Source organism: Thiopseudomonas acetoxidans (genome assembly GCF_030362935.1).
Lineage (GTDB): Bacteria > Pseudomonadota > Gammaproteobacteria > Pseudomonadales > Pseudomonadaceae > Thiopseudomonas > Thiopseudomonas acetoxidans.
The window spans coordinates 47,422-64,499 of the sequence record NZ_JAUCDY010000009.1 but is presented as its reverse complement, the minus strand read 5'-3'; the positions used below and the strand labels follow the sequence as shown (position 1 = coordinate 64,499).

Sequence of the window (17,078 nt, the reverse complement as noted above, 5' to 3'; positions counted from 1 at the left end):
TAAGTTGAGAATAATCATAATCGTGGTAGGGTGCACAACAGTGAAAAATCCCCAAGTTTATGGTTAAGAAAACACCATGGAGAGAGCATGATCCGCTGCCACCTGGCCCGATTAATGGGTGAGAGAAAAATGCGCATTAGCGACGTGATGCGTGAAACCGGCCTCAGCCGTACCACCGTCACGCTACTGTACAAAGAAACCGCGCTCAAGGTGGACTTAGAGGCGCTCGATAAGCTGTGTGATTTGTTTGATTGTGAAATCCAAGATCTATTACAAAAATCGCCAGCAGAAACCGAATTTAATGAGAACAAGTAATGACAACAACCAACGATAAAAAGCCATCAGAAGTACTCGCCATCGAAGATGGCATGATGCTGGATTACCTAACGAATAATCCTATCAAAGAAACACCTAAAGAATTGGTTCGTCAAAAAACCTTACGCGCCTTGTTCCATGAATACGGCATCAGCGCTGAAGATATGGAGCTTGATGTAAAAGTTAAGATTGATGGTAAGCAGAAGAAAATTGATATCGCTATTTTCGAGCATGGTGCTGAACATATTCCTGAAAATATCCGCCGCATTGTTATCTGTGATAAAGAGCCGAAAAAAGGCAAAAAATCCGCAGTAAAAATGCGTGATCACGACCAAGCGCATAAAGACCTGCAGTTGATGGAAGATATGATGCGTGAACAGGTTGGTGATAAGTACCTGCTAGAAAAGTGCCAGTGGGGTTTATGGACCAACGGCATCGAATTTTTCTTTGTTGAAAAAGAAGAATCGCGATTCGATACCAAGTTCAACGCAGTTGGCGATTGGCCATTAGCCGATGAGACTTTGGGGAGTCGAGACGTTGCATCAAACGCACAGCTAAGAACCGCTGACCGTGAGATGCTACTTACTGCATTCCGTCGTTGTCATAACTTTATTCATGGTAACGAGGGGATGCCTAAAGATGCGGCATTCTGGCAGTTCTTATACCTTATATTCTCTAAAATGTATGATGAGCGCATCGGCAATCGAGACCGTGAGTTTTGGGCATCACCAACTGAGCAGTTTGACGACGAAGGTCGTAAGAGAATCAGAGCACGCATTAACCCCCTATTTGAAAAGGTAAAAAAAGCCTATCCAGAAATTTTTGCTGGCAACGAAGAGATTACTTTGTCAGATCGGGCTTTGGCATTCATGGTTTCTGAACTTGCTAAGTACGACTTTACCCGTACTGAAATGGACGCCAAAGGTGCAGCCTATCAAGAAGTGGTGGGTGATAACCTACGTGGTGACCGTGGTCAGTACTTTACACCTCGCGGTGCAATCAAGCTTATTGTCGAAATGATGGCACCGCAACCACATGAAAAAGTGCTGGACCCATCATGCGGTACAGGTGGTTTCCTAGAGCAGACCCTGAGTTTCATCAACAAGCAGCTAAGAGAAAAAGAAGCTATTAGCCTGGCAGCTGAAACCACCGAAGAATTTATTTCTATTCAGCAACAAATTAAAGAGTTTGCCGAAAACAATCTGTTTGGTTGTGACTTTGACCCCTTCCTGTGCCGTGCATCGCAAATGAACGTGGTGATGGCAAGTAATGCCATGGCTAACATCTACCACATGAACTCATTGGAATACCCACACGGACATTTAAAGGGTGTAGACCCCGCCAAGAAAACGATTCCTGTTGGCGATTCCAGCGGTAAAGACGGCAGTGTTGATGTGATCTTAACTAACCCACCGTTTGGTTCCGATATCCCAGTTACCGACAAGCAGATTCTAGAGCAATACGACCTTGCCTATGTGTGGGAGCGCACTGAAAACGGCGGCTTTAGAAAAACAGAGCGCCGTAAAGATGCAGTTTCGCCCGAAATTTTGTTTATTGAGCGTTGCGTGCAATGGCTTAAGCAAGGCGGACGTATGGGTATCGTGTTACCCGACGGCATTCTAGGTAACCCAGGTGACGAGTATATTCGCTGGTGGTTAATGCAAGAGTGCTGGGTGCTTGGTTGTGTCGACTTACCTGTTGAGTCATTTATCGTTGAAGCTAACGTAAACATCTTAACTAGCCTGCTGTTCTTGAAAAAGAAAACTGATACTGAAAAAGATGCTATTGCCATCGGTGGAGAGCCCGAATACCCGGTATTTATGGCCGTTGCAGAAAAAGTAGGCTTTGATCGTCGTGGTAATACGCTGTATGAGCGTCACCCAGACGGCGAAGAGAAAGTTATCGAAGAAGAAGTTGAAGAGCGTATTCGCATCAACGGCCACAATGTGGTGCGTAAGCTAAAGCGTCGCAGCAAGATTCTAGATGACGATCTGCCAAAAATTGCCAAAGCCTGGAAAGAGTTTCGTGCTAGTAATCCGGAGCCATCAGTATGATCTCAGGTTTTGATACTAAAGTGCTCAAACCCACCGATCCTAAAGCAGCAATTGATGCGGTAAGAAGCCAAAATTGGGTGCGGAAAAAAAACCACTCTCAGCTGTTTAAGCGTATTGCCAAAGATGTGTCTTTTCGTGGTTGTGAAGATGAGTCATTTAATAGCTTATTGCATCAGATTCAGGCTTGGTATTCGAGGGTTTACGCATGATTATTAAAAAGGTGCTTAGCACTTGGTTTCAAGAAACCGGATTGCGTTTAGATTGTGCTCCATATGCCACTGGTGCTCTAGAGGCGAAGCAAGCTCTACGTGATTTGGATTCAGAATGCGATCACTTGGGAGAGCTCACTGCTGGTTATAAAGGTGGGATCTACAATGGCCCAGTATTTAAACGTAATTATGTTCAGCACGAAGAGTATGGGGTTAAATTCTTAACAACGAGCAGTATGATTCAGGCGAGGATGAATAGAGTATCTTTGCTAAAAAAAGAAGATGCATATTCAAAGAAATTATCCTATTTGGAACTGAAAAAAGGCATGACGATGATTTCATGCTCTGGAACCATTGGCCGTATGGTTTACACGCGTAGAACAATGGATGGAACTTGGTCATGCCAAGATATGCTGAAGGTTGTATGTGACACAGATAAAGTCCAAAGTGGTTATGCCTATGCATTTTTGGCAAGCAAGTTTGGTGTTCCAATAATTACATCCAGTACATACGGGGCAATTATTCCCCACATTGAGCCGGAGCATATCGCTAATCTTCCAATTCCTAGATTTGCTAAATCGCTAGAAAATGAGATTCACGAGAAGGTAGATAAAGCTTCAGAGTTTAGAAGTGATAGCGAAGAATTGTTAGACAAAGCGGGAGAAATAGTAAACGCAAAATTTTCATTTCCGGAGAGGCTTGCTATTTCACACCGTATCTTTACTCATTCAGCAGCATCATCATCGTTAGTACAAAAACGTATGGATGCAACATACCACGATCAGATTGCACAAATGAGTGATGATTTGGTTGAACAGGCTGGCGCTGAGAAAACATTAGCTGAGTTAGGCGTGAACACTGGTGAATCTGGACGAATGAAGCTGATTTTTACCGAGAGTGATCATGGGGTTCCATTTTCGACGAGTGGTGAGATTTTCCGTGCTCGTTACGAGCCAAAACGATTTTTAGCAAAATCAAAGTTAGGTGATGTTGCAGATTGGGGTGTACGACAAGAAGATATTCTATTGGCTCGAAGTGGGCAAGTAGGCGGCATTATTGGCACAGGTGTTTGGGCTGATTCCCGCTTTGAAAACGCAGCAGTGTCAGTCGACGTGATAAGAATTAAAGCTCAAGAATCAGAGGTTTTACCTGGTTATCTTTATGCCTATCTTATGTGTACGGATGTCGGTTACAGACAACTTATTCGGTCAGCTGCTGGAAGCTCAATCCCACACTTATCTTCCGACGATGTTTTGAAACTAAAACTTCCTCGTATGGGAACAGCGGAAGAAAAAGCAGTACATGAGCTAGTTCAAAAAGCAGGTGAGCTGGCTGCAGATGCACAGAAGCTCGAAGATGAAGCAGTAAAAATGGTCGAAGACGCAATAGAAGCCGCAGCACCAAAGCATTAAGGAGAGGTTATGGCACAGGTATTTGCAATTGGTGATGTGGTTAACGATGAAGAGCGTAAAGCCATCGCTTGGTTAAAAGAAAAGTTACCCGACGATTACTTTATTATTCATAGCTTTGAAGTTGAACAGTATGACCAGCTGTTTGAAGTGGATATCTGTGTTGTTGCGCCCCATGCGATTTACTTGGTGGATGCCAAGGGCATCCACGGCCAAGTTGAGGTGGACGGCACCATGTGGCACACCGCCCACAACAGCTATCGTTCACCGCTACCTAAATTACGCGGCAATGCAAAGTCGTTATCGGGCCTCATTTGTAAGCAGAATCGCGCAAATAGAGATTTAAAAAACATCTATGTGGATACTGCGGTGGTGCTCACCATAGATGATTGCGAGTTCAAGGACCCAGAAGATCGCGAGCGCGGCCATGTAGTGGCACTAAAAAACAGCACCCGTTTCTTCACCGACAGTGCCCGTATTCCAGAGCGCTTTGAGCGCAATGTTACTAAGTACATTCAGATTATCGCAGAGGCCTTGGGTAAATCGGCCAAAAAGCGTAGCCATGGTGTACGTTTTGGTAACTGGGAAGTGGCTGAAACCTTGACCGATAATCAGTACTTTACGGAATACCGTGTATTTAACATTACCGCTGGTCGCAAAGGCGGCACTGTGCTGGCTAAAGCCTATAAAGCCGACCCTTACTTACCAGATGAAGAACGCAGCAAGCAAAAGCGCCTGATTGAAAACGCGTATCGTGCCATTGCAAAAATGCCCTCGCATTCCGCCATTATTGGTGTGAAAGACTTCTTTGTTACCGAAGCGCAAGATAAATACTTGTTATTAACCGATGATATTCCTGGCGAAATCCTTAGCAAAAAGCTTAAAGACGCAAGCTCGCTGCTCACATTGGATCAGAAAAAGCGCATCGTTAATGATTTGTTGTTGGCGTTAGCGCATTTATGCCGCAATGGCGTAGTCCATCGCAATATTACCCCTGAGCATATTTTAATGGGGGCCGATGGTCAGCCAAGGCTGATTGATTTTGACTACGCTCGGATAGGGAGTGAAAACACCACCACGATTGCAGACGAAGTACAGCAGCGGATCTCAAACCGTTATAAAGCCCCCGAACTCTGGGCTGATAGCCATGCAGCGAGCTGCGCCTCGGATATGTACAGTTTAGGTCTGGTTATTTTTGAGCTGTTTAGTGGTGATGCGGCCTTTGATTCGGTCACGCAAGCTATTGAGAAATCGTGTCTGCTCAATACAAAGTTGAGTGAACGATATAAACAGCTACCAGTAGAGTTTGATGATTGGCTGCAAACCTTATGTCACAAAGATGCACTGCAACGGCCAAGCCCTGAAGATGCGCTGGCGCAATTTAATGCACTCTGGCAACCCAAAGCAGCAGTAGGAACTATTGAGCCTAATAAACCCGAACAGCTGAGTGTTAAAACGCAGAATAACCATGAGCTTTCAGTCAATTACAAGCGCTTACCGAGCGGCTACCAGCTAACTAATAAATACGTCGTACAGCAACCGCTGGGTAAACCTGGCGGTTTTGGTATCGTTTATAAGGTAACGGATACCTTTGGTGATGTTTCGCGCGCAGTGAAACTGATTTTGAATGATAGAGAATCGGTATTAGAGCGTTTAAAGCAGGAATACCGCACCTTGGTTAAACTGCCAGAGCACCCTTATGTGGTAAAGGTGTACGATGCAGACGTACTTCCTAATCAAGGTCCTCCTTATATTGTTTTTGAGTACCTTGAAGGGCTAGATGTCAGTGAGCTGATCCAGCAACGCTCATTAACGGCACACGAAGTGTGGACCATGGCTAAGCAGGTAGCGGAAGGTTTACAGCATTTACATGACAACAATATTTTCCACTGTGACATTAAGCCACAAAATCTGATTTGGAAAGACGGTAAAGTTCGTATCATCGATTTTAATGTATCGGTAGATGCTGAAGACCTAACGTTAGGGGGCGGTTCACGGAAGTATTTACCACCGGATTTAAGCATTACTGAAACACCGCAAGCTTCTGATTTGGTTGACAGGGATTTATATGCCTTGGGCATTACCCTGTATCGCGCCATGACCGGTGAATACCCATGGGCCAATGTGCAGTGCCCACCTATGGACGAGTTAGCACGTCATCCTAGTGAGTTTACCCAGAGCTTTAATTTAACCGATGATGTCTCGGCGGTACTGCTAAAACTGATCGCCCCTAAACGAGTTGACCGTTTTGAATCTGCCGAGCAATTGCTCAAAGCACTGAATAAAGTGCAGCAGTTGAAAAAGGCGCAAACTTTATCGGAAGAAAGTACTTCGCAGTTTCATTTGCCGCCACTTGCCGACGGCTCTAACCCGAGTAAATCTGCGTTTCATGATTTTATGCTGACGCTGTATAGCCAAAGTCGGTACTCAAATGCCGGCACCCGTGGCTTAGATGATTACGCAAAGTTAATTTACGTTGAAACCGCCTTAGATACCGAGCTTGCTCCTGCAATTCTGGCTGGGCAACTGCGCTTGGTACTGATTACCGGTAATGCAGGTGATGGCAAAACCGCATTTTTGCAGCAATTAGAGGCTCAAGTTGAAGCGCAAGGAACAAGCGTTCACTTAAACCCACAAGGTAATGGAAGTTGGTTTGAAATTCATGGTGATAAATATCTAATTAACTATGACGGCAGCCAAGATGAAGGCAGCAAAGATAATAATGCTGTGCTGGAGGACTTCTTTAGCGTTTATCAAGGTAACGATTCAAATGCATGGCCACATCACGAGACCCGGTTAATTGCCATTAACGAAGGTCGGCTAGTCGACTTTTTAACCCAACATTCAGAAAGGTTTTCTGCTCTAAAAGCCGTAGTTGAACAAAGTTTAAAAGATGGCTCAGTGCAAAATGACGTGGCGGTAGTTAACCTGAATATGCGCGATGTGCTGGCTTCGACGCAAAGTCAACCTGAGTCTATTTTTGAGCGAATCATCGGAAAAATGACCTCGGCCAAGGTTTGGCAAGGCTGTGATTATTGTGCGCTAAAAGACAAATGCTACGTTAAGCACAATATTGCTACCTTTCAAGACGAGCAAACTGGCCCAAAAGTCATCGAGCGTTTGAAGTATATTTACAAACTGACCAGTTTACGCAATCAGTTACATATCACGATGCGAGATTTACGCTCGGCACTAAGTTATATGCTAGTCGGTGAATACTCCTGTAACGAAATTAAAGAAATATACGCCAATGGCGAAGCCAACAAAATTCTACATGGTTATTACTTTAACGCTTGGTGCGGTAGCGAAAATACCCAAGATCGATTGTTAAAGCTGCTAAGAGAAACCGATATTGCTCAAGGGTCTGACGTTCGCTTAGATCGCGGACTGGACTTTTTAGGTTTAGATGCTGTTGATTGGTTGCAGTTTGAACAGCGCAGTGATCACGAAAGCCAGTTGCTAGCCAATGTTCATCAGAGCTTACCTAATGGCACTGCCTTAAGTGAGAGTAAAGAACGCTATCAATCTCATCGTAATGTTGTGGGGATGTTACGTAGAAAGGCCTACTTTGAGCGCCGTGGAGAAAATTGGCAAACATTACTGCCTTATCGTTCAGCGAAGTTATTAGTACGTTACCTCGAAGACAGTACGTTACTAAATGAAGCGAAATCGCTTGCCATTAATGCAATTAACCGTGGCGAAGGTTTGCATAATCCGATGTATTTTAACGGCCAGCTGGCGATGCAAGTACGTAAGGTACACTTAGGCACTATTAGAAGTTATCGCTTATTCCCATCGGATGTTTTTTCCATTGAAGTGAAAGACTCAGCGATGAACTCGTCATTTGTGGAGCATAGTCCGCAGTCACTATTGCTCAAGTACCAAGATGCAACCGGCCTTACCGCAGAGTTGGAATTAGATTTGGACTTGTTTGAAATGCTGCATCGTCTTAATCAAGGCTACGTGCCTTCGGCGCAAGCGGAGCAGAGTTTTTATTTAAGTTTAACCGTATTTAAGAACGTACTGGCTTCAGCGCCTTATCAAGAGGTTTTGTTAACTACCAACGGCCAACAGTATGAAAAAATAACCCGCGACGAAGGTGGTGTGTTGCAATTAGAACGATTGGTAGCGGAGGTTCAGCCATGAAGTTAGGTAAAAAAGATAAGGCTTTTCGCACCAATAAAGTGAGCTATCTTGATTACAAAATTGTTGAAATGGATAGGGTCTTAACTCATCTATTCGCTCGGCTAAAGCACAATGGCGCTTCTAGTAAACTAAGTGCTAAAGGTATGACGGTTGAGTTGTTTAAAGACGAGTTTCTAGACTCTCGTAATGGAAAGCATTTTAAAAACTTTTCTCAAGCCCCTATTACTATTGAAAAGTGGATTGAAACCCACTTGGTGGACTTAATTAATCGTGGCAAGGCTAACGAAGCGGTTGCTGCGCCGAGACCACTTCACGGCAATACTTATTTGTTTCGAAATCCTAAAAATTGTCGGGATTATGGTGCCTCTAAGCAAGTATATGAGTTGCTTTATCATGCCAATAATGGTCAGACCGCGATTAACCGACTCAAACAGTTTTTCTTTGCTGGTGTCGATTCTACGACAGGTCAGTATGATAGTTCGTCGCAAGTAGATGTTGAAACGCAGGCAATATTAAGACTGTCTGATCAAGTAAAGTCTGACGCGCCGGATCATGCTGACTTACAAGAACGGTTTGCGCCGCTTAATCAACAAGCTGCGGATATTTTAGCTGAAGATATCATTAAGCTTCTGACGTATCGCCAGTATATTCCTCGTTCAGTGATGGTTGAGTACATAAAGATATTGTTAGCCTTTCACCTGGCGCTATACCAATTGAAATTGTTTAAGTTGCTACCGGCTTTGGCTAAGAGTAAGGGCCGTAATCTCCAAGAGAGCAATAAACAAAAGACGGCGCTCTATGTGGACATGACAAATGGCGCTAATAGCTTGAGTGAATCGATGGCTGAGCAAAGTGCGACGTTACACTACAAGCGTATTCCAGCTTTTATTAAAGCCTATTTCGGCGTTAAAAAACTCGATGAATTTGCAGAGTATCTATCGAAAAAAGGTAAATTATCGGGGGCAAAATCGATAAAACAAATGTCAGTGCCTGATTTGTTCACTCTGCTGGAGTCGCCGTTAGAGCAAGAGCGCGATCAGTTTTTTGGTCAACGTAACGCTGGGATTTTAGATGCGTCAGTGTCATCTGCACATGAGTCAGAGGACATTCCGCCAGAGATTCATGCTATTACCCAGCTCGGCTTACCTGAGTATGAAACCTACATAGAGATTTTGTTATTTGTCCAAGGTAATGCAATTCGCTCTGGTCTAGTCAAAAACCTAGATAGTTTTATGCTCAAGAATAAACCTGGTGCTTTGTTAGAACAACAAAGTGGTAGCACTGGTGGACGTCGATTTAGCGTTGATGGACGACTGCTAGAAGTGTTGTTACAGCTGGCAGTACTCACCAAAGGTGGTGACTTGGGTTTTCACACCAAGGAGTTAAGAGTTGATGAGCTGTTAACTTTCTTAAAAGAACGATATGGCATCTTTATTGACTCGTTACCCGATACAGATGCTTTCTGTGAGTCATCAATTGATGTGAATAAAGCGCTTAGAGATAACTTATCTGGTTTTAAACGCCGGTTACGAGAAATTGGTTTTTATCGCGATCTTTCTGATGCGTATGTAACACAAACGGTTACTCCAAGGTATCAGATAAATAGTAAGCAAAATGAGAGTATGAAAGGACATAACGCATGATTAAGGGAATTCAAACCGTTATTAAGTCAGATATTGACGGCAGCTTAATCAGTGTCCTTGTACCTAAGTTTAAGTTGTTACTAGAAACTCGCGGTGCAGGCCACTGCATGAAGGTATCTGATTTAGAAACAGAGCTGATGTATCAGCTTAGTGAAGTCGTATCAGGTGCGGTTGAGTATGCCCAGGTTGCCGTATTGGCAGAGAAAGCGACGCGCAATTTTTCGGTTACCAGTACCAAGCTTGTTGAACTGCGAAACCCTGATGAACACGGCCAGCTTCGCCAGCCATTACTGATTTTTGTACCCAATGAATTAAAAACGTCCTCTGAAGACTCTTTTGGTGCTGCGACCTTTGAACAAATTGATATTTCAGATGCTTATTGGCTTGCGTTTAATCAAGTAAAGGCTGAATCCCCTGATCCGATTAAGCGGTTGTTAGACGAAATTTACTTCATTCTTCAAGAAAAGGCGGCGCTAAAACTCAGTGATTATCAATGGTTGCGATACGCGCTAACAATTAAGGTTAATGGCTTTGATCCAAGTATTGCTGGTGCTGCTCTTTACGAGCTGGGGTTGATTCCTGATCTTGAGTTGCATCAAGATCATTCCATGTTGGTCCGCAAATTAGTTAAAAATCGTGAGTGTGTACAAATTATAAACCGCTCTGAGAAATCAGCGATTGCAACCGTTTATGACCTGCAACTAGAAGGTGAAGATTTTAACAAGAGATTAGCGCTCTTTTTAAATGATCAGGAAAATCTACTCGATAGCAGTTGGCGCAAGCAATTAGTGGTGGATAGCAGCAACTGGGCACTCACTTTTGATAAATGGCGCTTTCAGTATGAGGAAGATGCCACTGATGCGGTTTGTTTAACGGTGACTGAAGTGGGTTTGCCGCTTATTCCTGATGATGAAACCGATCCAAACTTGCAACAACTGATTGGCCAACAAGTATTAACTACTGGCCAAGGTGGTTTGAAAAAGTTTTCTGTGACTTTTTCTGTTTCACCAAAGCCTAGTGAAGTTAATGGTTTAGCGAAATATAAAGCTCAGGTGTTTACTCAACAAGGTGATTTTGTTGGGTTAATTAAGGTAGGTAAAGCTACATCAAAATCCACAGTTACAATCACGTTTAACAAGTTGACTGGAATCGAATGGGAAGAAGGTTGGCATTACATTCGAATTCAAGCGTTTGATGAAAACGATGAATTATTACCTTTGGTTGATGACAAACAGTGTCCAATACCGTGGGGTACGTCCAGTGCGGAGGAAGCTGGCTCACGAATTAATGAAAGTGATCTGTTTTATGTATTGCCAGCAGCAGATGCAGAGGTTGAGCCAATTGAGGGGCGAAAAGTCAGAGAGGCGTCATTAGCGCATGCGAAGATTAAAGCTGAATTTGCCAACGTCATCGAAACTGAGAAATTTGCCAATGCTGAAGTAATGGAAACGACTTGGCAGGATAGTAAGAGTAAGGCTGAGTCGATCGTCAATGTGAAATTCAAGAAAGGAAGTGGTATTCAAATCCCCGTTACCACTTACTTAAAAAACTTTGAGCAAAAAATTCTAGCTAATCCAATGGCCGCTTTGACTTGGCGTGTAGAAATTCGCAATCAAGAAGCAAGTGAGTCTGGTGCCGATGCTGTAGATTGGCCAATAAAGGGTGTAGAAAGCCAGTTTGAAAAGTTTAAAGTGGCACGTGAAACGTACTTTCAAATTATACATCAAGATGAGAAAGAGCTAATTTCTGTCGCTCATGATTATGTGTCTTCATCACATGAGGCCTACCTGTATTCGAACAGCTATCTAGAATACCTAGCAGCGGTATTTCAGGAAACTGAAAATGGACATGACTATTCGACTGAATTAGCCGCGTTACTTCGCTTGGATTCACTTTCAATCGTGATATGGAATTATGACGGCAGCTATAAAAAAGCCATGTTACTGGGGCCTACACATCCACTGAGGGCTTTATGGCTAGGTGGATGGGCTTCTCTTGCGGAAGCTTGGGCAAGACAGAGTGAGAAGGTTGGTAAGGAAATAGCGGTAGGAACTAAAAACAGTTTATTAGAAGAACTCGCATTAACCAATTTTCCTTATGTTCTGCCAGACTCTCAAGGCCAGTTGATGGTCGCACTTGATAGTATTCATCCATTTTGGAGTATTCTGTCGTCTGCACAAGAAAAAGAGCCACAAGCACTCATTGATAAAATCAAAACTGCATTTGGAATTAAAAATGATTACCAGCAAGTTGGTAAGCAAAGTAGTGCCTTTCTCGCCACTAAGGTCGAAAGATATCTGATACAACATCCCTATGTGAACTGTTTATCGATCAATGTGTTTAACGCGGGGTCTGCGGGAGCCGTAGCGGGCATGTTGTTGGCTTTGAGAAAGAAACCGGAGCTAAAGCATATTAGTTTTGATATTCGTCTATTCGTAGCTGACCCATACGCGACAGAAGTAGGCGCTGATTTATTTAAGCTGATAAATAGTGGCGAAGACAGTGAGAATGAAAATCAGCTATTTCATTCAGCAGAAAATCACTTGCAGCCAAAGTTAAGCATTTCGCTCAGAGCTAGCTCTGAGTTTGAGCATTCGCCTGATGAGTTTCAGTCTCATCTAAGCATGTTATTCGATGTGTTCCCTGCACAAGAGTTATCGGTAGTAAAACCGCAGGCAGATGAACAAGTTGCGCCTATATATGGGTTGTATCAGGACTATTGCATTGATTACTTCGATGAGAATGGGGTTGTTGCTTGGGATCGTCACACGAGACATGGTGCTGCGAAAATGCTTTTTGGTGGCCAGATATCTGAGACTGTTGCCAAACTGCCTAAAATGATGTCGGGAATAACCGCATCATTAGCGACGGGCGACTTTTCTTTAGAACAGGTGCCTGTAGTCAGGTTGGCTCTTGATAGCGCTGAAAGAGCTTTGTTAAATCAATTACACGAAGTCAGTGATTGGGTATTCACTGTGGATAGAAATTTGGGCATTGAATTTTTTGATCACGGTGGTAAAGATGGTCGTCCAGATTATCTGATTGATCACAGCCCTGAAATGGCTTCTTCAAACACGCACAACTTTGTTATTACTTCGCGTTCTACTACAGAAATAGAAGCATTATTGAGAGGGACCTTAGAACAGCATCAAATTGTTCCTGATGTTAATAAGGCGACGAGGGTTTTAGACTCACTTAGAGCGTTGTCAGGCAGGCTTGCACTAAAACTGGCTTCAAATAGCGCTTCAAAGTCGGAAGCCTTAGGGTTGGCGCTATCCAAACTTTATCTTGAATACCAGGGGGTGTTCAAAGATCAGATCATTGTTCCTTTAGATGCCCACCTAGAGCTATATTCCGAGCTTCAAAAAGGAGATGGGGAGCTTGGTGCTGACGTTAGCTTTAAAAGAACTGATTTAGCATTGTTCGATTTAGATGCTTCATCACGCACAATTCGTTGTAATTTAGTCGAAGTTAAGTGTTATTCAGAAGTCGGCGATATGACGAAGTACGAAGGTTTAAAAAAGAGTATTGCTGAGCAAATCTCGGAATCTGAACGTGTTCTTCAGCGTCATTTTGATTTGACTCGTACAACACCGGATAGACCTGATCGCTTGGTTAAAACACAAAAGCTCTGTGTCCTTCTTGAACATTACCTTAAACGATCTGAACGTTTTGGTTTATTGACTTCTGAAGTTGTTGAGGAGGCGAGATTTTTGCTTCGGACCTTGGAACAGGGATACAAGCTTTCAATTACCCGAAGTGCAGTTATTTTTGATTTCGGTCAGAATAGTTCTGGCGTTGAAAAAGAAGTTGGTATCGAGTTTCATCGTGTTGGGCGAAACCATATTGACGAATTGCTCTCCGCTAAAGTGCCTGAGGATAATGAACTCAGTGAAGGAACGTTGGATTCACTTGAGCTAACGCTGCCTAAGTTAACTTCGGCCGAATTTTTACATAAAGAGCGAGATAGAACCGTATCTTGGACTGAATTAGTATCTCAAGCTGCGATCACTTTACCTGAGCGGCCAGATACTTCGAAAGATGAAACGATTAAAGTACTGCCTTTTAATGATGATGAGCCAGCTACTGTTTCGCCGTCGATTAATCAGGGCGTTGAAGAAGTAAAACCTGTTGGTAATCCAGCTCCTGCAATAACTAATACTGTAGAGCCAGAGCCAGAGCCAGAGTCTGACGAAAATTTGCACATCCCTAACATCACAACGGGTAATAAAATTGAGGTCGTTCCCCATGATATTGTTCTTGGTGTCAACGGTGACTCTGCTCAGTTTGGCCTATTGGGAGAGGTCCATGGACGGAAAATAGCCTTAGATTTAAACCATACACACACACTAAGTTTATTTGGTGTTCAAGGTGGGGGCAAAAGCTATACATTAGGCTCAGTTGTGGAGATGGCAACTAAATCAATTCCATCGATCAATACGCTGCATAAAGAGTTGGCCAGTGTGATATTCCATTACAGTGCTACTCAGGACTATAAACCTGAGTTTACGTCGATGATAGCCCCAAATGACGATGTTACGCAGTTAGCTAAGCTTAAAGAAGTATATGGTGCGGAGCCAGCTTCCTTAGATGATGTTGTGTTGTTAGCTCCTGAAGACAAGTTAAACGAACGTCGTGCTGAGTACCCTGGAATTGAGGTACATCCGTTGAAGTTTTGTTCTTCTGAATTGCAAGCCGGGCACTGGAAATTTTTGATGGGGGCTATCGGCAACCAAGCCGCATATATCCGCCAACTAGGCAATATTATGCGTAAAAATCGAAATAACCTCTCGATCCAAGCGATAAGGGATGGAATACAAAACTCTAGTCTTTCGGATTCACTTAAAGACCTAGCAGACATGCGTTTGGATTTTGCTGAACAATACATTGATGACCGAATAAATGTTAGTTCCTTGATTCGTCCTGGCCGAATGATCGTTGTTGATGTGCGAGATGAGTTTATTGAAAAAGATGAGGCTTTGGGCTTGTTCGTGGTCTTGCTGCAAATTTTCTCGGAGGCAAAGTATCAGGGTGAGACGTTCAATAAACTGATTGTTTTTGATGAGTGTCACAAATATATCGATAGTCCCGACCTCGTAAAAGGCCTGGTAGAAACTGTGCGTGAGATGCGTCACAAGGGAACCAGCGTAATGATTGCTAGCCAAGATCCGCCATCTGTACCAGTGGAACTTATTCAGCTTTCATCACAGATTATTCTGCATAAGTTCAACGCTCCGGACTGGTTAAAGCATATTCAAAAAGCCTGTATCGGTTTGAAATCACTAACGCCTGAGAAGCTTGGAGCGTTAAAACCAGGTGAGGCATATATTTGGTCTAGCAAAGCCAGTGATAATGCATTTGTCAGCGACGCAATGAAGATTCAGTGTCGCCCAAGAGTTACTAAGCATGGTGGGGATACTTTGACTGCCGTGTAAGTATCTTGGTCACTTGATATTTAGCCGCTGACTGTATTGATGTTTTTTGTTGGTTAAGCTTTTGATTTATCGGGGGGTGGCTGGTTACGCAACCAGTTACGGTACTAAGATAGTTACGATGGTTCGCGCAAATGCGATCACCCAGAAATTCTGGGCAGTTCTAATTGAAGCAAAGGCAAGCAGGTTAGAGGTAGCGACATATACAAAAATATCGAGCTATTTGGCGCTTTTGATATTAAAATCGCACCAACAACACCCCTCCCGCTACCCGTTAGATCAGCGCCCTGTGAGGGGTTACTCTTTTTTCAGGCTTCTAATTTTTGATACCGTAATGAGTTACGGTACCAAAACTCGCTTTCATCCACACATCATTCTCCGGCCCACAAAGGTGGTGCAGCTGTAAATACCCCATTTATAACACAGTCATCTCGTAGAGAATTTATGCCGCATTTCGCTACTCTAACGGCGTCATGTCATTCAGTGAGTCGTGTGGTCGTTCAGTGTTATATAACTCAATCCAGTTTTCGGTTATTTGCTTTACCTCATTCAGGTTGTTGAAAATATATAAATCCAGTACATCATCACGATACGTTCGGTTAAATCGCTCAATGTATGCGTTCTGGTAAGGGCAACCAGGTTTGATGTAATCAATCATAATGCCATGCACTTTTGCCCAGCTGGTGAAGACTTCTGAGGTAAATTCACTGCCGTTATCAACGCGAATTTTCTCAGGGTAACCGTGCCATTCAGCCAGCTGGTCCAGATAACGTATTACACGCAACGATGGCATACTGGTCGCGATATCAATGCCGAGTATTTCGCGGTTAAAATCATCAATAACATTGAATGTCCGAAACCGGACTTTGTTGTGTAAGCTGTCGCTCATAAAGTCCATTGACCAGCACTTACCCAGCGCACTAGGCGCAGCCAGAGGCTCAGGGTTGCGGTTAGGCACGCGCCGCTTGCCTTTGCGCCGCAGGTTCAGTTTTAACTCAGTATAAACACGATATACTCGCTTGTGATTCCAGCTGTGGCCTAGCTTGCGAAGACGTTTGAAGCACTTAGGAAAACCCCAGCGATGATGTTTTTCAATCAACGCATTGAGTGCATCAATGATTGCAGTGTCATCGGTTAACTTAGGTTCGTAATAATAAGCGGTACGGCTGATGCCAACCGCATTACAGCGCGTTACAACGCTCGCGTTATACTGCACCTGTAGCTCACGTGCCCAAACTTTTCGTTCTGCCACAGGTGCTAAGAGCTTATTGAATTAATAAATCGCACACCAAGATTTACTTACGCGGTATTTGTCATTGCTTTTGTTACAGAGTAAGGCTACAGCTTAGCTGAAGCAGCACGATTTCGTGCCATCAACGATGCAAACCAAAAAGGAGAAACAAAAATGACGGGTACAATAATAGCCTTTGGCGGTATTGGCATGATGTTGGCACTGGTTGCCATCATGTACGGTTCTCTTGTTTTTTACGCCAACACGCTTAAGGATGAATGATAGGCGCAATGAGCTGGGCTGTTCGGTGATGGCCGGCTGAGTCATCCGTAACAACGCATATCTTTATTGCAATGCTGGGCTGGAAGCTTGGTTTATTTTGTTGCACTGCCTTTGTTCCTGTGTCAGGGTTCGGGGTTTTGTAAGTGTGCGTGCTGTTTTCTACTGGTTCATAGACGTAGGCTGCCTGTAAACACGCAACAATCTGACTGAAATTGGCGTCGAAAATTGAGCATAGCTAAAGGAGTTCTTACTATGGCCTCAGATAAAACGACAACAGCTAAGGAGGCGCTGAACAAACCCCATCCCCAGCGCATATCTTGGTAAAATAGCCCAATTCGTCAACACTGAGTCCGTACC

Annotated in this window: 8 protein-coding genes; 7 read left to right on the top strand and 1 reads right to left on the bottom strand. The window is 43.6% G+C overall.

Going from position 1 to position 17,078, the window contains the following annotated elements:
- Positions 1–87 precede the first annotated feature (87 nt).
- The 7 genes from QEZ41_RS08410 to mads8 are packed head-to-tail and all read left to right on the top strand — an operon-like array spanning position 88 to position 15,211.
- A complete protein-coding gene (locus QEZ41_RS08410) occupies positions 88–315 on the top strand; it encodes a helix-turn-helix domain-containing protein (protein WP_041588353.1) in 228 nt (75 codons plus the stop codon).
- Positions 315–2,369, top strand: coding sequence for a methylation-associated defense system DNA methyltransferase MAD2 (gene mads2 / locus QEZ41_RS08405; RefSeq protein ID WP_289410982.1), 2,055 nt, complete (start codon positions 315–317; stop codon positions 2,367–2,369). Before QEZ41_RS08410 ends, mads2 begins: the two co-directional genes overlap by 1 nt.
- Positions 2,366–2,578, top strand: a complete 213-nt coding sequence (locus QEZ41_RS08400) for a hypothetical protein (protein WP_289410981.1) — start codon at positions 2,366–2,368, stop codon at positions 2,576–2,578. Before mads2 ends, QEZ41_RS08400 begins: the two co-directional genes overlap by 4 nt.
- Positions 2,575–3,990 carry a methylation-associated defense system restriction endonuclease subunit S MAD5 gene (gene mads5 / locus QEZ41_RS08395; protein WP_289410980.1) on the top strand — a complete coding sequence of 472 codons (1,416 nt, stop codon included), beginning with the start codon at positions 2,575–2,577 and terminating at the stop codon, positions 3,988–3,990. The genes QEZ41_RS08400 and mads5 overlap by 4 nt, the downstream gene beginning before the upstream one ends.
- Before the next feature lie 9 nt (positions 3,991–3,999).
- Positions 4,000–8,133, top strand: coding sequence for a methylation-associated defense system protein kinase MAD6 (gene mads6, locus QEZ41_RS08390; RefSeq protein WP_289410979.1), 4,134 nt, complete (start codon positions 4,000–4,002; stop codon positions 8,131–8,133).
- Positions 8,130–9,776, top strand: a complete 1,647-nt coding sequence (gene mads7, locus QEZ41_RS08385; RefSeq protein WP_131261582.1) for a methylation-associated defense system protein MAD7 — start codon at positions 8,130–8,132, stop codon at positions 9,774–9,776. The genes mads6 and mads7 overlap by 4 nt, the downstream gene beginning before the upstream one ends.
- On the top strand, positions 9,773–15,211 hold the full coding sequence (mads8, locus tag QEZ41_RS08380) for a methylation-associated defense system ATP-binding protein MAD8 (RefSeq protein ID WP_289410978.1): 5,439 nt from the start codon (positions 9,773–9,775) through the stop codon (positions 15,209–15,211). The genes mads7 and mads8 overlap by 4 nt, the downstream gene beginning before the upstream one ends.
- Positions 15,212–15,665: 454 nt before the next feature.
- On the opposite strand, the gene QEZ41_RS08375 is transcribed toward mads8, so the two are convergent.
- On the bottom strand, positions 15,666–16,460 hold the full coding sequence (locus QEZ41_RS08375; protein ID WP_289410977.1) for an IS3 family transposase: 795 nt from the start codon (positions 16,458–16,460) through the stop codon (positions 15,666–15,668).
- Positions 16,461–17,078: the final 618 nt, after the last annotated feature.